The organism is Stackebrandtia nassauensis DSM 44728, from assembly GCF_000024545.1.
GTDB lineage: Bacteria > Actinomycetota > Actinomycetes > Mycobacteriales > Micromonosporaceae > Stackebrandtia > Stackebrandtia nassauensis.
Genome location: NC_013947.1, coordinates 5,334,051 through 5,351,471 on the forward strand (window position 1 = coordinate 5,334,051; position 17,421 = coordinate 5,351,471).

Annotated in this window: 18 protein-coding genes; 13 read left to right on the forward strand and 5 right to left on the reverse strand. The window is 69.4% G+C overall.

All coding sequences use genetic code 11. The features are described from left to right. Nucleotides 1–79: 79 nt before the first annotated feature. Nucleotides 80–967 carry a LysR family transcriptional regulator gene (locus tag SNAS_RS24840; RefSeq protein ID WP_013020233.1) on the forward strand — a complete coding sequence of 296 codons (888 nt, stop codon included), beginning with the start codon at nucleotides 80–82 and terminating at the stop codon, nucleotides 965–967. Between the two features lie 45 nt (nucleotides 968–1,012). Then, complete coding sequence (locus tag SNAS_RS24845; RefSeq protein ID WP_013020234.1) at nucleotides 1,013–2,461, forward strand: tetratricopeptide repeat protein; 1,449 nt, start codon at nucleotides 1,013–1,015, stop codon at nucleotides 2,459–2,461. A 70-nt stretch (nucleotides 2,462–2,531) separates the two neighbouring features. Here SNAS_RS24845 and metF read toward each other — a convergent pair whose 3' ends face one another. Further along, entirely contained in the window at nucleotides 2,532–3,452 is a 921-nt protein-coding gene (gene metF, locus SNAS_RS24850) for a methylenetetrahydrofolate reductase [NAD(P)H] (protein ID WP_041625158.1), read from the reverse strand. Nucleotides 3,453–3,545: 93 nt separating this feature from the next. On the opposite strand from metF, the gene SNAS_RS24855 reads away from it, so the two are divergent. The 4 genes from SNAS_RS24855 (at nucleotide 3,546) to SNAS_RS24870 (ending at nucleotide 7,927) form a co-directional block, all read left to right on the forward strand. Next, a complete protein-coding gene (locus SNAS_RS24855; protein ID WP_013020236.1) occupies nucleotides 3,546–4,619 on the forward strand; it encodes a polyprenyl synthetase family protein in 1,074 nt (357 codons plus the stop codon). A gap of 12 nt (nucleotides 4,620–4,631) precedes the next feature. After that, a complete protein-coding gene (gene mptB, locus SNAS_RS24860; protein WP_013020237.1) occupies nucleotides 4,632–6,128 on the forward strand; it encodes a polyprenol phosphomannose-dependent alpha 1,6 mannosyltransferase MptB in 1,497 nt (498 codons plus the stop codon). Between the two features lie 259 nt (nucleotides 6,129–6,387). After that, entirely contained in the window at nucleotides 6,388–6,840 is a 453-nt protein-coding gene (locus SNAS_RS24865) for a hypothetical protein (protein ID WP_013020238.1), read from the forward strand. A 70-nt stretch (nucleotides 6,841–6,910) separates the two neighbouring features. Further along, nucleotides 6,911–7,927 (forward strand): protein kinase domain-containing protein, encoded by a 1,017-nt coding sequence (locus SNAS_RS24870; RefSeq protein ID WP_013020239.1) that lies wholly within the window; start codon nucleotides 6,911–6,913, stop codon nucleotides 7,925–7,927. Between the two features lie 9 nt (nucleotides 7,928–7,936). On the opposite strand, the gene bfr is transcribed toward SNAS_RS24870, so the two are convergent. Further along, nucleotides 7,937–8,419, reverse strand: coding sequence for a bacterioferritin (gene bfr / locus SNAS_RS24875; RefSeq protein ID WP_013020240.1), 483 nt, complete (start codon nucleotides 8,417–8,419; stop codon nucleotides 7,937–7,939). Between the two features lie 80 nt (nucleotides 8,420–8,499). Then, nucleotides 8,500–8,706: a (2Fe-2S)-binding protein gene (locus SNAS_RS24880; protein ID WP_041625159.1), complete on the reverse strand. Its 207-nt coding sequence runs from the start codon at nucleotides 8,704–8,706 to the stop codon at nucleotides 8,500–8,502. A 221-nt stretch (nucleotides 8,707–8,927) separates the two neighbouring features. Here SNAS_RS24880 and SNAS_RS24885 point away from each other — a divergent pair, with 221 nt between their 5' ends. From SNAS_RS24885 to SNAS_RS24895, 3 genes are all read left to right on the forward strand, one after another. Beyond that, the gene (locus SNAS_RS24885; protein WP_013020242.1) at nucleotides 8,928–9,968 is read left to right on the forward strand and encodes an ABC transporter ATP-binding protein; all 1,041 of its coding nucleotides are present in this window, start codon (nucleotides 8,928–8,930) and stop codon (nucleotides 9,966–9,968) included. Beyond that, nucleotides 9,965–10,990 carry an ABC-2 transporter permease gene (locus SNAS_RS33230; protein ID WP_013020243.1) on the forward strand — a complete coding sequence of 342 codons (1,026 nt, stop codon included), beginning with the start codon at nucleotides 9,965–9,967 and terminating at the stop codon, nucleotides 10,988–10,990. Before SNAS_RS24885 ends, SNAS_RS33230 begins: the two co-directional genes overlap by 4 nt. A 144-nt stretch (nucleotides 10,991–11,134) precedes the next feature. Beyond that, entirely contained in the window at nucleotides 11,135–12,313 is a 1,179-nt protein-coding gene (locus SNAS_RS24895; RefSeq protein ID WP_013020244.1) for a carboxylate-amine ligase, read from the forward strand. Nucleotide 12,314: 1 nt separating this feature from the next. Here SNAS_RS24895 and SNAS_RS24900 read toward each other — a convergent pair whose 3' ends face one another. Beyond that, the gene (locus SNAS_RS24900) at nucleotides 12,315–13,328 is read right to left on the reverse strand and encodes a threonine aldolase family protein (protein WP_013020245.1); all 1,014 of its coding nucleotides are present in this window, start codon (nucleotides 13,326–13,328) and stop codon (nucleotides 12,315–12,317) included. A 71-nt stretch (nucleotides 13,329–13,399) separates the two neighbouring features. Then, entirely contained in the window at nucleotides 13,400–14,773 is a 1,374-nt protein-coding gene (locus SNAS_RS24905) for a class II 3-deoxy-7-phosphoheptulonate synthase (protein ID WP_425281053.1), read from the reverse strand. A gap of 159 nt (nucleotides 14,774–14,932) precedes the next feature. On the opposite strand from SNAS_RS24905, the gene SNAS_RS24910 reads away from it, so the two are divergent. The 4 genes from SNAS_RS24910 to SNAS_RS24925 are packed head-to-tail and all read left to right on the forward strand — an operon-like array spanning nucleotide 14,933 to nucleotide 17,412. Further along, a complete protein-coding gene (locus SNAS_RS24910; RefSeq protein ID WP_013020247.1) occupies nucleotides 14,933–15,556 on the forward strand; it encodes a cyclodeaminase/cyclohydrolase family protein in 624 nt (207 codons plus the stop codon). After that, a complete protein-coding gene (locus SNAS_RS24915; RefSeq protein ID WP_013020248.1) occupies nucleotides 15,556–16,386 on the forward strand; it encodes a bifunctional methylenetetrahydrofolate dehydrogenase/methenyltetrahydrofolate cyclohydrolase in 831 nt (276 codons plus the stop codon). Before SNAS_RS24910 ends, SNAS_RS24915 begins: the two co-directional genes overlap by 1 nt. Nucleotides 16,387–16,394: 8 nt before the next feature. Next, entirely contained in the window at nucleotides 16,395–16,841 is a 447-nt protein-coding gene (locus tag SNAS_RS24920; RefSeq protein ID WP_013020249.1) for an NUDIX domain-containing protein, read from the forward strand. A 10-nt stretch (nucleotides 16,842–16,851) separates the two neighbouring features. Then, complete coding sequence (locus SNAS_RS24925; RefSeq protein ID WP_041625160.1) at nucleotides 16,852–17,412, forward strand: GNAT family N-acetyltransferase; 561 nt, start codon at nucleotides 16,852–16,854, stop codon at nucleotides 17,410–17,412. The last annotated feature ends 9 nt before the right edge of the window (nucleotides 17,413–17,421 follow it).

A 17,421-nucleotide genomic window follows, 5' to 3' on the forward strand; every position in this document is an offset into this window, starting at 1 on the left:
CTCGGTTCGTCATCCATCCTGCGTCGCCGAAGCCCATACGTCAAAGAGCTAGATCTGATCAGTTCTATAATCATTCGTTATGGAACTGCGTCAGCTGGAGTACCTGGTAGCCGTCGTCGACGAGGGCGGCTTCACCAAGGCGGCGAACCGGCTCCACGTCGCCCAGCCCGGTGTCAGCGCTCAGATCCGGTTGCTGGAACGGGAACTGGGCGAAACGCTCATCGACCGTTCGGAGCGGACCGCGCGACCCACCGAGGTGGGCGCCGCCGTGTTGACGCACGCCCGCGCCGCGCTGGCGGCGGTGCGCGGGGTACGGCAGGCCGTCGACGAGTTCGCGGGGCTGGTGCGCGGCCGGGTGCGCATCGGGACGGTGACCTCGCACAACATCGACGTCCCGGGGCTGTTGTCCGAGTTCCACCGGCGGTATCCCGACGTGGAGATCACGCTGACCGAGTCGAACAGCGCGCACCTCATCGCCGCGCTCGGCTCCGGCGACCTGGATATCGCGATCACCGGCATCACCGCGACCCCGCCGCCGGGGCTGAAGGTCCGGATGCTGGCGGAGGAACCGTTGGTGGCGGCGGTCCCGGACGGGGATCCGCTGGCGCGCTACGACAGCGTCTCACTGTCCAAACTGGTGTCGCGGGAACTGATCTGTCTCGCGTCCGGTACCGCCGCCCGCACGTCCATCGAGGAGGCGTGCGCCGCCAAGGGTCTGAGTCCGAAAGTGGCGTTCGAGTCGGGCGACCCGGGACTGTGCGCCCGGCTGGCCGAGCGCGGCCTGGGGGTGGCGGTACTACAGAAGACGATTGTGGACAACCGGGATGGCTTGCGGGGCATACCGATCGTGAGGCCGTCGCTGCGCGGCTGGCTGGTGCTGGGCTGGCGCGCCGAAGGGCCGTTGAGTCCGGCGGCGCGCGAGTTGCTGCGGCTGGCGCGGCGCCGGTTGCCAGGCCTGGGTGACTGAGACGGCCGCCGCCCACAGCGGAATCCATCGTGGCACCATTCCCCGGTGACTTCCGACGACTCCCCCGAGGCTGTCAAGGCCGCCGCCGAAGCCGGTGACCGCGACGCGATGTTCCACTATGGTCTGATCCTGCACGACGAGGACGAGACCGCCGAGGCGGTGTCGTGGTGGCACCGCGCCGCCGAGGCGGGTTCGACGGCCGCCATGCACAACCTGGGCATCGTGTACCAGCTGGCGGAACAACTGGAGGAGTCCGAGAAGTGGTGGCGGCGGCTGGCCGACACCGGCGACGCCGACGCCATGGGCCGCGTCGGGACCCTGCGCATGGACGCCGAGGACGCCACCGGCGCGCTGGAGTGGTGGCACCGCGCCGCCGAGGCCGGGGACGCCGACTCCACGTACAACCTGGGCGTCTACCTGATGCAGAGCGCCGAGTACCCGGCGGCCGAGTCCATGTTCCGCGACGCCGCCGAGGCCGGGCACCTGCTGGCGCTGCGCACCCTCGGCCTGCTGGCCGCCGATCGCGGCGAGCTGACAGCGGCCCGGCTGTGGCTGGAGCGGGCCGCGCTGGACGGCGACCCCGAGGCGGTGCGGCTGATCGACGAACGCCTCACTCCCGTCGAGTCGGTGGAGCCCGAACCGCTGGTCGCCGAGCCCGGCACCCCGCTGGCCGAGGTCGCCGCCGGGCTCGCGGCCGAGCAGAACGGCGACCGCGCCACCGCCGCGAAGCACTACCGCGCCGCCGCCGAAGCCGGTCTGCCGCAAGGCATGTACACACTGGCCAACCTGCTGGGCGAGGACGGCGCCACCGACGAAGCCGAGTCCTGGTTCCGGCGGGCCGCCGAACTCGGCGACGCGTCGTCCCAGTTCAACCTCGGCAACCTGCTGCACCGCCGCGGCGACCTCGACGAGGCCCAGGACTGGTACCGCGAGGCCGCCGACGCGGGCCAGACCGACGCCGCGTTCAACCTGGGTCTGCTGCGGCTACAGGAGTTCGGCGACGACGAAGGCGCCGAGCGACTGTGGCGCGCGGCCGCCGACGGCGGCAACCCGTACCTGCACCACAGTCTCGGCCTGATCCTGTACCGGCAGAACCGGCTCGTGGAGGCCGAACTGTGGTTCCACTCCGCCGCCGAGAACGGCCAGCCCGACGCCATGTACCACCTGGGATTGCTGGCCGCCGAGAACGACGACTACGAGGCCGCCCACGACTGGTACGGCCGGGCCGCCGAACACGGCCGCAACGACGCGGTCAACAACCTCGCGGCGCTGTGCCACAAGCACGGCGACCTGGACGAGGCCGCGACGCTTTACCTGCGCGCCATCGAAACCGACGTCACCGACTCCCGGCCGATGTTCAACCTGGGGCTGCTGCACTACTCGCAGGACCGCGTCGACGACGCCGCCGCGTGGTGGCGACGCGCCGCGGCGCTCGGCAACGAGGCCGCCGAAGCCAAACTGGCGAGCCTCGGCCAGGGCCCGGCCGACGGCTGAGCGGGGACGGCGGCGGCCACGGCCGCTGCCGTGGCGACAGCGCGCGGCACGCGCTACGCGGCCGGAGTCCTCAGGCGGAGCGGGCCGCGACCGGGCGCAGGTTCTGCCACACCTCGCGGGTCGCGGTGGAACGGTTCATCGTGATGAAGTGGATGCCCGGGGCGCCCTCGGCCAACAACCGCTGCGACAGCTCGGTGGCGACCTCGACGCCGATGGCGCGCACCGCGTCGGCGTCCTCGGCCACCGCCTGCAACCGGCGGGCCAGGTCGGCGGGGAACTCGGCGCCCGACAGCTCCGCCATCCGCTTGATCTGCTTGACGTTGGTGACCGGCATGACGCCCGGGATGATCGGGACGTCGACCCCGGCGGCGTCCACCGCGTCCCGCAACCGGACCCAGTCCTGCCAGTCGAAGAAGAACTGGGTGATCGCGTAATCGGCCCCGGCGCGGCACTTCTCGATGAAGTGCTGGGTGCAGGTGTCCCAGTCAGGGCTGCGCGGGTGCTTCTCCGGGAACGCCGCCACCCCGACGCAGAAGTCGCCGGAGGACTTGATCAGCTCCACCAGCTGGTAGGCGTACTTGAGGCCCTGCGGGTGCTGCGTCCACTCGCCCAACGGGTCACCGGGCGGGTCGCCGCGCAGCGCGATGATGTTGCGAACGCCCCCGGCCGCGAAGTGGCCGATGAGGTTGCGCAGCTCCTCCACCGAGTGGTTGACGGCGGTGAAGTGCGCCAGCGGCAGCAGCGTCGTCTCGGCGGCGATCCGGTCGGTGGTGTTGACCGTCCCGGCCCGCGTCGAACCGCCCGCGCCGTAGGTGACCGACACGAACGACGGTTGCAGCGGTTCCAGCTCCCGGATCGCCTGCCACAGCGTCTCCTCGCCCTTGGGGGTCTTGGGCGGGAAGAACTCGAACGAGAACGTCGGCCCCTCACGCAGCAGGTCGACGATCGCGGCCGGTTGCCCGGGCATTACGGAAGCGGTACCAAGAGTCACCCCCCAACCCTATCGGTTGTCCGGTTCATGGTGGGAAGCACGATTCTTGCCCCAGAAACCTGAAGGTCATGAAATCCGCGTACCGTCTGGTGCGTGTCAACACCAAACGGCCACCAGGATCTGCAGGTCCGGGTGGAGCGCGCCCTGTCGAAGTTCCTGTCGCGGCAACGCGACCGGCTCACCGGCATCGACTCAGAACTCGCGCCGGTCTGCGAGGCGGCGGAGATCTTCATCCTCGGCGGCGGCAAACGGATCCGACCGGCCTTCGCGTACTGGGGTTTTCGGGGCGCGGGCGGCGAGGACGGCGACGCGGTCGTCGCCTGCGTCTCGGCGCTGGAGTTGCTACAGGCCTCGGCGTTGATGCACGACGACCTCATGGACGGCTCCGACACCCGACGCGGCGAACCCTCGGTGCACCGCCGGTTCGCGCTGCGGCACACCTCGTCCGGCTGGTCGGGCGGCGCGGACGACTTCGGGGCCTGCGCGGCGATCCTGCTGGGCGACCTGTGCATGACCTGGTCGGACGAGATGTTCACCGGCGCCGGGATGCCGGACGCGGCGGTGGCCGCGGCCCGCGCCGACTTCGACTGGATGCGCACCGAGGTCAGCGCCGGACAGTACCTGGACGTGCTGACGCAGGCGCAACGCGACACGACCAGCGCCCGGGCCCTGAAGGTCGCGCGCTACAAGGCCGCCAAGTACACCATCGAACGTCCACTGTTGATCGGCGCGGCGCTGGCGGGGGGCTCGCCGGAACTGCGCTCGGCGTACTCGGCCTTCGGTCTGCCGCTGGGCGAGGCGTTCCAGTTGCGCGACGACGTCCTGGGAGTCTTCGGCGATCCGACCCAGACCGGCAAACCCGCCGGGGATGATCTGCGGGAGGGAAAGCACACCTTCCTGGTCGCGGGCGCCTACGAGGCCGCCGACGCCGCGCAGCTGCGGGTACTGGACGAACGGCTCGGCGACCGGGAACTGGACGACGCGGGGGTGGCCGAACTGCGCGACATCATCGTCGCCACCGGCGCGCTGGACCGCACCGAACGGCGCATCGACACGCTGGCCGAACAGACCGCGACGGCACTGCGGGAAGCCAAGGCGCTCATCGAACCGAGAGCCTGCCAGGCACTGACGGAGCTGGCCGAAGCGGCCGTGCGACGGCAGCTTTAGGGGCCCGTCCCGATGACAGCGCTACGCGGAGCCACCAACCCCGCCGACGTCGACGTCCGGACACCGACACTGCGATCGCGGCTGAGCCGCTACGGCGGTCTGCTCGGCGCGATCACCGTCGCGGTGTCGTCCTTTCTGGCCGGAGCCCGCCAGACCGGCCAGCCCGCACCGCTGGACTGGGACCGGCTGGCCACCGACTCCCGCTACGCCCTGGGCTGCGCCGCCTGGCTCGCGGGCATAGCGGTACTGCTGGCGGCGTGGTGGCTGGCCCGGGGCATCGGCACCACCCGCTGGATGCTCGTGACGTCAGCACTGTGGACGATCCCGCTGTTGGTCAGCGCGCCGATCGGCAGCCGCGACGTGTACGCGTACGCCAACCAGGGCGAGCTGTACGCCGCGGGCCTGAACCCGTACGAGGTCGGCCCGGCGGCGCTGCCGACCCAGTGGCTGAACCAGATGGACGACTACTGGTTCACCGAACCCGCGCCGTACGGGCCGCTGTTCCTGCTGCTGGCCGCCGCCATCGCGTCGCTGTCGGCGCCAAGCCTGACCGTCGCGGTGGTGCTGTTCCGGCTGACGGCGCTGGCGGGACTGCTGATCTGCGTGTACCTGATCCCCCGACTGGCGAAGCACTGTGGAATATCGCCGTCGGCGGCGCTGTGGCTCGCGCTGGCCTGCCCGCTGACCCTGGTGCACCTCGTCGGCGGAATCCACAATGAAGCGTTGATGATGGCGGGTGTGCTGGCCGGGTTCCTGTTCGCGATCCGCCGACGGCTGGTGTGGTGCGGGGTCGCGCTGGCGCTGGCCGTCGCGATCAAGGCGACCGCGTTGGTGGCGGTGCCGTTCGCGATCCTGCTGCTGGCCCGCCGCGCGGACTTCAAGGCGATCCTCGACAAAGCCTGGCGGCTGGGCGCGGTCGCACTGGCGGTGTTCGCCGTCGCCACCCTCGCCTCCGGTCTGGGCCTGGGCTGGGTGACAGCGCTGGGGGCGTCCAGCAAGTCGATCTCGTGGCTGTCGGTGCCCACGGGCGTGGGCATCACGTGCGCCAAGATCATGTTCAACATCGGGGCCGACCACCTCGCGGAGTACATGGTCCCGCTGTGGCGGATCGTGGGCCTGGCAGCGGCGGCGGTCGCGACGGTCGCGCTGTGGTGGCGGGCCCGGGGCGCGACACCCGCGACGGTGCTGGCCGCCGCGGGCTGGGCCTTCGCCGCAGTGGCGATCCTGGGGCCGATCCTGTTGTCCTGGTACGCGTTGCCGCCGCTGTTGCTGCTGGCCTGTGCCGAACCCCGGCGCCGCGTCCTCACCGCGATCGCGGCCGTGGCCACCGCGCTGACCCTGTTCATCTTCCCCGACGGCCACAACGTCGCCGCCGAACAGTTCTTCAAACCCGGCCTGCTCATCGACGTGGTCGCGGCGGTGGCGCTGACCGTACTGGCCTGGCGCTGGTGGCGCGCCCCGCGTGCGGCGACGGCCGTCGCGGAACCCGCCACGACGGCCGTCTCCTAGCGGCAGCTTGTCACACGGGCCTCAGCAGCATCGTCCGTTCGGCCGATGGCCGGTCGTCTAACGTCCAGAACTGTCTTTGCCTCGTTACACGCAGCTACCCACGGTGGACTGGCTCGTTTAACACTTCGACCGCTCGTCATTCCCGCTACCGGGTCCCTCCCGCCCAGATTCGGCGGGAATGGCGAGCCGTCCCAACGTTCGCATCTGCTCGCATCACATGACCGGGCGCCTCAGCGCCCGAGAAGGGGGCTGAGTCCTCGTGAGACTGTGCCGTGAACTCCTGGGTCTGTTCAGATCCATCCGCTACGACCTCCGCCATTCCAGACGAGCCAGACTCACCGGCATCCTCGCGGTGCTGGGCATGGCCATCGCGACGGTGTTGTCCATTGGGGTGGTGGGCGCCATGGGCACGCCGGGTGGTGCTGGTGGGCACTCCGGTGCCGACGAGGCCGGGATCTTCGATCCCGCCGACACCACCGACCAGCCGGGCGGCGGCGACTACTCCACCGGCGACGACGGGATGATGGATCCGGCCAGTGGTTCCTCCTCCTCGTCCGATTCGGCCTCACCTTCCAAAAGCGACGACTCCGACGACGAACCCTCCTCGGACGACCGTCCCACGACTCCCCGTCCGACCAAATCCCCCACCAAGTCGCCGACGCCGTCCGAGACCCCGTCCGACACCCCCACATCGGACACCAGCAGTAGCTGACGCCACCGCCCCCGCACCGTTTCCCGTCGGTTGGCCCGTAAAACAGTCGCGAGGCAATAGACTCTCGCGAGTGGGGGACACACGGGTCGCGCATGCCGCCGATGACCTGATCGGACAGGTCATCGAGTCGCGGTATCGCGTCACACAGCTCGTCGCCACCGGCGGCATGGCCCGTGTCTACCGTGCCGTGGACACCCGGCTGGACCGGCAGGTGGCGCTCAAGATCGGGCTGCCGGCGCGGGCGGTCAACCCCGGCTTCGCCGACCTGTTCCAGCGCGAGGCCAAGACCGTGGCCCGGCTGTCGCACCCGCACGTGGTGGCGGTCTTCGACCAGGGCAACCACGACGGGCTGCCGTTCGTGGTGATGGAGTTCGTCAACGGCCCGACACTGCGCGAGCTGCTGGGAACCCGGCGGCCGCCGGTGTCGTGGTCGCTGCGGTTGTGCCGCCAGGTGCTGTCCGGGGTGGCCGCGGCGCACCGCATCGGTTTCGTGCACCGCGACATCAAGCCGGAGAACATCCTGCTGGACGCGGGCAAGTACGCCAAGGTCGCCGACTTCGGGCTGGCCAAGGCGGCGCACCCGTCGGTGACGGTCTCACCGGGACGGCGTTCGCCGCTGCTGGCCACGGTGGCCTATATCCCGCCCGAGTTGGTCACGACCGGCTCGGCCGATCCACGCTCCGATGTGTACGCCGCCGGGATCGTGCTGTACGAGATGCTGACCGGCGACGTCCCCTTCGACGGGCCGGACCCGAACAAGGTCGCGTACATGCACGTCGACAACGACGTGCCCGCGCCCGCGCTGCGGCTGCCGCAGCTGCCACCGGCGGTGAACTCGCTGGTCGTCAGGGCCACCCGCCGCTCCCCCGAGGCCCGGTTCTCCGACGCGGCCGCGTTCGCCGCCGCCATCGACGAGGTGATGGACGCCCGCCGCACCCGGCCGGTGCCCCGGCACGCGACCCCGGCCGCCCGGCGTCCCGCGCGCGGCCGGACCCGTCCGACCGCGGCGGCGAAACTGCTGTTGACGACGGCAGCCATCCTCCTTGTCGGTCTCGGAGGATGGCTGCTGGCGGTCGGTCTCGGCTAGGGCTTACGCCTAGTCGTCCGAGGGCTGTTCGATGAGGGTCTGGAGGTACATGTTCTCGCCCAGCTTGCTGATCAGCTCCTGCTGGGTCTCCAGGTAGTCGATGTGCTCCTCCTCGTCGGCGAGGATGGCCTCGAAGATCTTCGCGGAGGTGACGTCGCCGACCGAGCGCATGTGGTCGATGCCCCGGCGCAGCCGGTCCACGGCCTCGACCTCGATGAGCATGTCGTTGGCGAACATCTCGGGGACGTTCTCACCGATGCGCAGCGCGAACAACCGCTGGAAGTTCGGCAGGCCCTCCAGGTACAGGATCCGGTCGGTCAGGACCTCGGCGTGCCGCATCTCGTCCATGGACTCGGCCCGGGTGTGCTTGGCAAGCTTGACGTAGCCCCAGTTGTCCTGCATCTTCGCGTGCAGGAAGTACTGGTTGATGGCGGTCAGTTCGGCCGTCAACTGTTCGTTGAGGAACTCGATGACCTGTTTGTCCCCACGCATGTCGGTGTCTCCTCGTACTCAAAGGTCGTTACGAGGTCGAGGTTAGGATCTCGGAAAATCGGACTATTTGTCAGGAAACCCTAAAATAGGTCAGGCTTGGCTAACGATGCGGCGGTGGCGGGAGCGCCGTATTCGGCCTCGAGCAGGTCGGCGATCCGGTCCAGGCAGGTGCCGCAGCCGGTTCCGGCCTGGCACGCGTCGCCGACGGCGTCCTCGGTGCGGGCGCCGGCTTTGATGCATCCGCGTACCTCACGCTCGTGCACGCCATGGCAGATGCACACGTACACCGGGGGGACCTCCACGCTCGCTGGTTCTTCGGGCCGAGGCTTCAGGTAAGCCTCACCTAACATAGGTTCGCCTAACATAACCCACGGTGGCCCGGAACGCCAATCCCCCGAAAGTCCCACCCCAGTAACTCGCGTCCCAGCTCACACCCCGCCCGCGAAGTCTGGTTTCCGCCCCCCACGGCGACACCCTATGGTAGACAACCAAACTTTTGGAGGTATCAATGTCGCCTGCGGTCGAGATCGCCGGGCTGCGAAAGCGCTATTCATCGATATTCCGGCCCAACACCATGGCGCTCGACGGCTTGGACATGGTTGTCGAAAAAGGACAGGTTCACGGGTTCCTCGGCCCGAACGGCTCCGGCAAGACGACGACCCTGCGCATCCTGCTCGGCCTGGCGCGCGCCAACGGCGGCTACATGCGCATCCTCGGACACGAGGTCCCGCGCGAGCTTCCACAAGTTATCCAGCGGGTCGGTTCCGTCGTGGAGAGTCCGCAGTTCTTCAAGCACTTCAGTGGCCACAAGACACTGTCGCTTTTGGCCAAGACGGCCGGTATCCCGAATTCGCGGGTGCTCGAAGTCCTGGCGCAGGTCGGTCTGCATGACCGCGCCAAGCAGAAGGTCAAGGCGTACTCGCTGGGGATGCGGCAGCGGCTCGCGGTGGCCTCGGCGCTGCTGAAACAGCCCGAACTGCTCATCCTCGACGAACCCGCCAACGGCATGGACCCGGCGGGCATCCGGGAGATGCGCGAGCTCATGCAGAGCCTGGCCGCGCAGGGCATGACCGTGCTGGTCTCGTCCCACCTGTTGTCGGAGGTGCAGCAGCTGTGCGACACCATGACGATCGTGTCGCGGGGCCGCCGTGTCACCTCCGGCGGCGTCGACGAGGTCATCGGCCGGCACGGCGTCGGTGAACTGCGGGTGCGCGTCGGCGACGACGAACAGCTGTCGGCCGCCGCCCAGGCACTGGAAACCGAGGACGTGACCGTCACCCCCGCCACCGACCACCTCATGGTCTCCGGCGTCTCCGACCCGGCCTGGGTCACCAAGACCCTCGCCGACGAGGAGATCTACGTGTCCGAACTGGTGCGCAACGCCCCCGACCTGGAGACGGTGTTCCTGCAACTGACCGGCACCGCGCCGGTCGACGGCCGCTACCCGCAGGTCGACGACGCCGTCCTGCCGGCCCTGCCCACCCAGGCCACCGCCCCGGCCGCCGAGACCGTCACGGTCACCGCCGACAGCGAGGAGAGCGCGAAATGAGACTGCTGTCAGTGGAACTGCGCCGCTTCGCCTCCCGGCGCGCCAACATCCTGTTCGCCGTGATCGGCCTGCTGTTCCTGGCCGGATCACTGACCGTGCTGGGCCTGAGCACCCACAAACCCACCGAAGCCGAGATCTCCCGGGCCGAGAGCCAGGCCGAGGAGGAGCGCGAGGTCACCGAACGCGAACTGAAGGAGTGCGAGGACTACTGGGCCGAGAACCCCGACGCCGACCCCGAGAACCCCGACCCGGACGACTTCGAGAGCGGCAAGGTCGAGGACTACGGGTACACGCCCGACTGCGAGTACCTGCAACAGCCCTCCGACGTCCAGGCCTCCGACTATCTGGGCCAGGTCATCAGCTTCGCCGACGAGGCCGAGGGCCAGATCATCTTCCTGGGTGTCGTGTTCGTGGTGTGCGCGCTGCTCATGTCGGGCTCGTTCGTGGGAGCCGAGTGGACCAGCGGCGGCATGACGAACCTGCTGCTGTGGCGACCCCGGCGCACGGCGGTGTACGCCAGCAAGCTGACCGCCGCGCTGCTGGCGGTCCTGACGCTGACCATCGTCGCCAGCGTGCTCCACATAGGCGGCCTGTATCTGCTCGCCGTGACCAACGGCGACGTGGGAACGCTGACCCCGAGTTGGTGGCAGGACAACGGCAACCTCGCGCTGCGCTTCCTGGCGCTGGTGGCCATGGCGACCGTCATCGGCGTCTCGCTGAGCATGATCGGCAGACGCACCGTGGTCGCCATCGGTTCGGTCGTCGCGTATCTCGTCGTCGTCGAGTACGGCATCCGCGGCCTTTTGTCCACGGTGAACACACACTTCGTCGACTACTGGATGCTGTCGACCTACGTCGGCGCCTGGCTGGTCGGCAAACAGCAGGTCTACAGCTCCTACCTGGACGGTACGGCCCAGGTCGAGACGATCTACATGTGGCACGGCGGCGGCGTCCTGGCGGCGGTCACGGCGATACTGCTGGCCGGTTCGGCGGTGCTGTTCGCCCGCCGCGACACCGCCTGAGCCGCGGCTCGTCGGCCCTGAAGTGGGAAAGCCGGGAGTACCCTTGGGTGAAAGCCCACCCTGTATTCGTTTGAGGCTGCCCGAATGGCAGCGGGGTGCTCTCGGCTTCGACGCGGAAGCGTTCCCCACTTTCTAAGGGCTCCCATGGCCGGTACGGCTCAGCATGCTCACATAACGCGCTTCATCGACCCCGTTCCCCCCACCGCCGGTATCGAGGAGGAGTTCTTCCTCGTCGACCCCCACACCCGCCGGGTCGCCCCCGACGCGGCGGAGGTGGTGCGGCGGGCCGGGACCTGGAGCGGCGGCTCCATCAGCACCGAGTTCACCAAATACCAGGTGGAGACCCGCACCGATCCGTTCTCCGATGTGGACGATCTGGCCACCGAGGTGGCCCGGATGCGCGACATCGCCGCCACCGCCGCGACCGAAGCGGGGCTGCGCGTCACCGCGACCGGCACCCCCGTGCAGGGCGACATCGTCCCGCCGCCGATCGCCGACATCCCCCGCTACCGCGAGACCACCGCGATGTTCCGCACACTGCAGGACGGACAGAGCATCAGCGCCTGCCACGTCCACGTGCACATGCCCGACCCGGAGCTGGCGGTACTGGTGAGCAATCACCTGCGACCCTGGCTGCCGGTGCTTTTGTCCATGAACGGGAACTCGCCCTACTGGGCCGGACGCGACACCGGCTACGCCAGCTGGCGGACGCTTTCCTGGAGCGGCTGGCCGGTCGCCGGTCCGCCGCCGTACTACGAATCGCGCGACCACTTCGACGAACTCGTCGGCACCCTGGTGGCCGGTGGCGCCCTGATGGACCGTCGCTCGATCTTCTGGGACGTCCGCCCCTCGGCGCATCTGCCGACCATCGAGGTCCGGGTGGCCGACGTCGCCGCGACCGCCTTCGAGGGGCCGCTGTTCGCCGCGCTGGTGCGTGCCCTGGTGACGCTGGCGGCCCAGGCGGTGCGGCACGGTGACCGGGGCCCGAGGACCGCCCCGGAACTGTTGCGGGCCGCGAGCTGGCGCGCCGCGCGAGACGGCTTGGAGGGCAAGGGAATCGACACCCGCACCGGGAAACTGCGCGACGCCGGGCAGCTGGTCGAGTCGCTGCTGGCCGAGGTCCGTCCGATCCTGACGGTCTGGGGAGAGTGGGACCGGGTGACCGGCTGGTGGCAACGGCTGCGGTCAATCGGCAGCGGTGCCGCCCGGCAGCGCGCGGCCTACGCCGAGCGCGGTCACCTGGACGACGTCGTCGACTGCCTCATCGAACAGAACCGGCCCGGTTCGCTCCACAAGGGGCGCACCGTGGTCCATAGTGGCTGAGTTAGCGCAGCAGGTCGGTCAGCACCTTGATCGCGTGGTCGAGGCCGTCGTCGTCGACGTCGAGATGCGTCAACAGGCGGCCTTGATCCTTGCTCATCACCGACACCATCACGCCCTTGTCGGCCGCCGCCGCCGCGAAGTCGGCGATGCGGGGGATCCGCAGCAGGATGATGTTGGTCTGCACCCGCGACAGATCGGTGACACCGAAGGGTTCCAGGGCGGCGGCGAGCCGGTGCGCCCGGGCGTGGTCGTCCTTGAGCCGGGCGAGATGGTGGGTGAGTGCGTAGCGGCCCGCGGCGGCCAGGATCCCGGCCTGTCGCATGCCGCCGCCCATGCGCTTGCGCAGCACCCGGGCCCGTTCGATGCCCTCGGCGTCGGCAACCACCAGTGAACCCACCGGGGCGCCCAGTCCCTTGGACAGGCACACCGAGACGGTGTCGAACAGGGTGCCGTAGCGCGCCAGCGGCACCCCGTCCTTGACGTGGGCGTGCCACAACCGGGCGCCGTCCAAGTGGAGTTTGAGGCCGCGCTCGTCGGCGACCGTCCGCAGTTTCTCCAGTTTGTACAGTGGCAGAGCCGTTCCGCCGCCACGGTTGTGGGTGTTCTCCACCGCGATCGCCGCAGTGTTGACGGTGTGGTAGCCGACCCCGGTGCGGATGAACTCCTCCACGACGCCGACGTCCAGGTGACCGCCACGGGTCGGCCAGGTGCGAGTCGAGATGCCGCCGATCGCCGCCGCCGCGCCCACCTCGTGGGACACGATGTGGGCGTCGGAGTCGGCCAGCAGTTCCTCCCCCGGCGACACCAGCAACTGCAACGCGATCTGGTTGCCCATCGACCCCGAGGGCACGAACAGCGCCGCCTCCTTGCCCAGCAGCGCCGCGACCTCGGTCTCCAACGCGGTCACCGTCGGGTCCTCGCCGTAGACGTCGTCACCGACTTCGGCGGTGGCCATGGCCTCGCGCATCCCGGGCGTGGGTTTGGTGACGGTGTCGGAACGAAGGTCAACGGTCATTCAGACACTGTATTGATCCCAGCCTTACTCGGCATTCAGCCAAACACGTGACCTTCGCTACCCACGCGCGGTCAGTGCCGCAGCATCTCCGCGACCAGGAACGCCAGCTCCAGCGACTGCTGGGTGTTGAGCCTGGGGTCACAGGCGGTCTCGTAGCGCTGCTCCAGGTCCTTGTCGTCCAGGGCCTGGGCGCCGCCGACGCACTCGGTCACGTCCTCACCGGTCAGTTCGATGTGGATACCGCCGGGGTGGGTGCCGGTGGAGCGGTGCACCTCGAAGAAGCCCAGCACCTCGTCCACGACCCGGTCGAAGTCGCGGGTCTTGTAGCCGTTGGACGATTCGTGGGTGTTGCCGTGCATCGGGTCGCACTGCCAGATGACCTGCCGTCCGGCGGCGTGCACCTTCGCCACGATCGTGGGCAGCACGTCGCGGATCTTCTGGTTTCCCATGCGGGAGATCAGGGTCAGCTTGCCGGGGATGTTGTCCGGGTTGAGCTTCTCGCAGGCTTCCAGCGCCCAGTCCGGCGACGTGGACGGGCCGATCTTGACGCCGATCGGGTTGGCCAGCCGGGAGATGAAGTCGATGTGGGCCCCGTCGAGGCGGCGGGTCCGTTCGCCGACCCACAGGAAGTGGCCCGACAGCCCGAAGGCCCGGTCGTTGTTGACGCGGGTCAGCGCCCGGTCGTACTCCAGCGCCAGTGCCTCGTGGCTGGCGTACATCGTGACGGTGTGCAGGGCGTCGTCGTCGACGCCGCAGGCGTCCATGAACGCCAGCGCCCGGTCGATCTCGCGGCCGATGGCCTCGTAGCGTTCCCCGGCCGGGGACTGCCGGACGAAGTCCTTGTTCCAGTGGTGCACCGCCCGCAGGTCGGCGATGCCGCCCGACAGGTAGGCGCGCAGCATGTTCATGGCCGCCGCCGCGTTGGCGTAGGCGCGGATCATGCGCTGCGGGTCGGCCCGGCGGGCCTCGGGGGTCTTCTCCAGCGAGTTGATCATGTCGCCGCGGTAGCTGGGCAGCCCCAGCGAGTCGGTCGCGCTGGAGCGGGGTTTGGTGTACTGACCGGCGACCCGGCCCACCTTGACCACCGGCATGCTGGCGCCGTACGTCAGCACGACCGCCATCTGCAGGATGGTGCGGGCCAGGCCCAGCAGGTGGGCCTCGGTGTTGTCGATGAAGGTCTCGGCGCAGTCGCCGCCCTGCAACAGGAACGCCTTCCCGGCGCACACCTGCGCGAGCTGGTCGCGCAGCGCGTCCACCTCGTAGGGCGCCACGATCGGGGGAACCGATTTCAGGACGCCGTAGACGTCCTCGACCTCGGAGTAGTCCTCCCACGGGGGCATCTGGTCGCGGGGCAGATCGCGCCAGCGGTCGAGGCCGAGTTGGGCGGCCCTCTCAACGGCCGCGGCGGGGTCGAGACTCCCGGGGACGAGTCCGGGATTGCGCAGTTGATGCCAATCGATGGTCACGGGGTTAGCTTACGGCCCGTCCCCCGCCAAACTCGCAGCTCCCACAGCGATTTCACAGCTGTGGTCGGGTGACAGCGGACACGTGGTGGACGGCGGCTAATGTTCGTGCCATCCGCGATCTCGGTTAAGGAGTGGCGCATGCGCGATCAAAAGGTCGGCGAATGGCTGGAGAAGCTGGCATCCAAGGCATCGGCACCCGGTGGCGGGGCCGCGGCGGCGCTCAACGCGGCCACCGGCGCGGCGCTGGTGTCGATGGTGTGCAACCTGACGATCGGCAAACCCAAGTACGTCGAACACGAACTGACCATGACCGACGTGCTGTCCAAGGCCAACGAACTGCGTAACGAGGCCCTGGTGCTGGCCGAGGCCGACGCGGAGGCGTTCAGCGCGGTGATGGCCGCCTACGGTCTGCCCAAGGACTCCGACGAGGACAAGGCGCAGCGTACCGAGGCGATCCAGTCGGCGCTGGTGCGCGCCGCCGAGGTGCCGCTGCGGATCGCGGGCCTCGCGGCCGAGGTGATCGCGCTGTCGGGACGCATTCTGGACGGCGCCAACGTCAACGTCCTGTCCGATGTGGCCGTCGCGGCCGACTCGGCGCGTTCGGCGCTGCGCTCGGCGGCGATCAATGTGGAGATCAACCTGTACTCCATGAAGGACGAGGACCTGCGCGAGGAACTCGCCGGGAAGCTGGCCGACCACCTGGGCTCGCTGGACACCGCGGATCGTATCGTTGGCTCGGTCAACGAGAGGATCACGAGCTGATGCGGGACATCGACGGGCGGGCCATGGCCAAGGCGATCGGCGCCGAGGTCGCCGCGACGGCCGAGCGGCTGCGCGCCGACGGGGTGGTGCCGACACTGGCGGTGGTGGTGCCCACCGACGACGAGTCGACGGCCTGGTACGTGCGCTCCATCGAACGCGCGGCGCAAAACCGGGGCGTCGAATGCCGTGTCCTCCAGCTGGAGGACCCCAGCGCCGAGCGCCTGAAGTCCGAGTTGGACACTCTGTCGGCCGACGACTCGGTGCACGGCATCATCTGCCAGACCCCGCTTCCCGAGGGCGTGACGCTGGCCGACGTCGGCGAGCACATCGCGGTGGCCAAGGACGTCGACGGCGCCAACCCGGCCAGTCTGGGTCGGCTGGCGGCGGGCCTGGACACCTTCGCCCCGGCCACCGCCGCGGCCGTGGCCGAGATCCTGCGCCAGGACGAGGTGGCGCTCAAGGGCAAGAACGTCACCATCATCGGACGGTCCACTGTAGTAGGCAAACCGGCGGCGCTGCTGCTGCTCGCCGAACACGCCACCGTGACGATCTGCCACTCCCGCACCGAGAACCTGCCCGAGGTGTGCGCGCGCGCCGACGTCCTGGTCGCGGCCGTCGGACGGCCCGAGATGGTCACCGCCGAATACGTCAAACCCGGCGCGATCGTCATCGACGTGGGCACCAACCCCACCGCCGAGGGTGGCCTGGTCGGCGACGTCAACGCCGAGTCGGTCGCGTCGGTGGCCGGCGCCCTGACCCCGGTGCCCGGCGGCGTCGGCCCGGTGACCACGCAACTGTTGCTGCGCCACACGGTCCAGGCCGCCGCGTAATCCACCCGATGACGATCTCGGCTGACGGCCCCGAACGGGTCCAGATCGTGACGGGCCTGCTTCGCGACGGCGATCGGGTGTTGCTGTGTCATCGAAGCCCCGGCCGCCGTTGGTATCCCGACGTGTGGGACCTGCCGGGCGGTCACGTCGAGGCCGGGGAGGACCCGCGACAGAGTCTGGTCCGCGAGCTTCGGGAAGAACTGGGGATCACGGCGTCGAAACCGTCCGGCCCGCCGATGCACCAGTTCCGGACCGCGACGATCGACATGCGGATCTGGTTGGTGGACAGCTGGACCGGGACACCCGTCAACGCCGCACCGGACGAGCACGACGCGGTGGCGTGGTTCGCCACGGCCGACCTCGACGGCCTGCGGCTCGCGCACGAGTCGCACCACGCGATGCTCACCGCCGTGCTGGATCAAAAGCCGTGGACGGGCGGGGCGGGCGGGCAGTAGTTTTTCGGCTGTGACCGAGACTGTGGTGCTGGAGACCGAACGGCTGCGGCTGCGTGAGTTCACCGCCGCCGACGTCGACCTGTTCGTCGAGCTGGACGGCGATCCCGAGGTGATGCGGCACCTCAGCTTCGAGGCGACGCCCCGCGACGAGGTTGAGGCGAAGCTGTTGCCGAAGATCCTCCAGCAGTATCGGGAGGGGCCGTTGGGGACCTGGGCGGCCCTCGACCGGGCCACCGGTGAGTTCCTCGGCTGGTTCGAGCTGACCCCGACCCCTGACCGGCCCGGTGAGGCCGAACTCGGTTACCGGCTGCGGCGCGCCACCTGGGGGCGGGGGCTGGCCACCGAGGGCTCGTTGGCGTTGATCGACAAGGGTTTCGGCGAGTGGGGATTGAGCCGGATCTGGGCCGAGACGATGTCCGTCAACGCCGGTTCCCGTCGTGTGATGGAGAAGGCCGGACTGCGGTACCTGCGCACCTTCCACGTCCACTTCGACGACCCGCTGCCGGGCACCGAACACGGGGAGGTCGAGTACGCACTGACCCGCGAGGAGTGGCTGCGAGCGCGTGGGTGACGCCGCGGC

Excerpts from the sequence above, each read along its gene's own strand:
- SNAS_RS24840 (WP_013020233.1), top strand. The coding sequence starts at position 80 with ATGGAACTGCGTCAGCTGGAGTACCTGGTAGCCGTCGTCGACGAGGGC.
- mptB (WP_013020237.1), top strand. The coding sequence starts at position 4,632 with ATGACAGCGCTACGCGGAGCCACCAACCCCGCCGACGTCGACGTCCGG.
- bfr (WP_013020240.1), bottom strand. The coding sequence starts at position 8,419 with ATGCGTGGGGACAAACAGGTCATCGAGTTCCTCAACGAACAGTTGACG.
- SNAS_RS24885 (WP_013020242.1), top strand. The coding sequence starts at position 8,928 with ATGTCGCCTGCGGTCGAGATCGCCGGGCTGCGAAAGCGCTATTCATCG.
- SNAS_RS33230 (WP_013020243.1), top strand. The coding sequence starts at position 9,965 with ATGAGACTGCTGTCAGTGGAACTGCGCCGCTTCGCCTCCCGGCGCGCC.
- SNAS_RS24895 (WP_013020244.1), top strand. The coding sequence starts at position 11,135 with ATGGCCGGTACGGCTCAGCATGCTCACATAACGCGCTTCATCGACCCC.
- SNAS_RS24900 (WP_013020245.1), bottom strand. The coding sequence starts at position 13,328 with ATGACCGTTGACCTTCGTTCCGACACCGTCACCAAACCCACGCCCGGG.
- SNAS_RS24910 (WP_013020247.1), top strand. The coding sequence starts at position 14,933 with ATGCGCGATCAAAAGGTCGGCGAATGGCTGGAGAAGCTGGCATCCAAG.
- SNAS_RS24915 (WP_013020248.1), top strand. The coding sequence starts at position 15,556 with ATGCGGGACATCGACGGGCGGGCCATGGCCAAGGCGATCGGCGCCGAG.
- SNAS_RS24920 (WP_013020249.1), top strand. The coding sequence starts at position 16,395 with ATGACGATCTCGGCTGACGGCCCCGAACGGGTCCAGATCGTGACGGGC.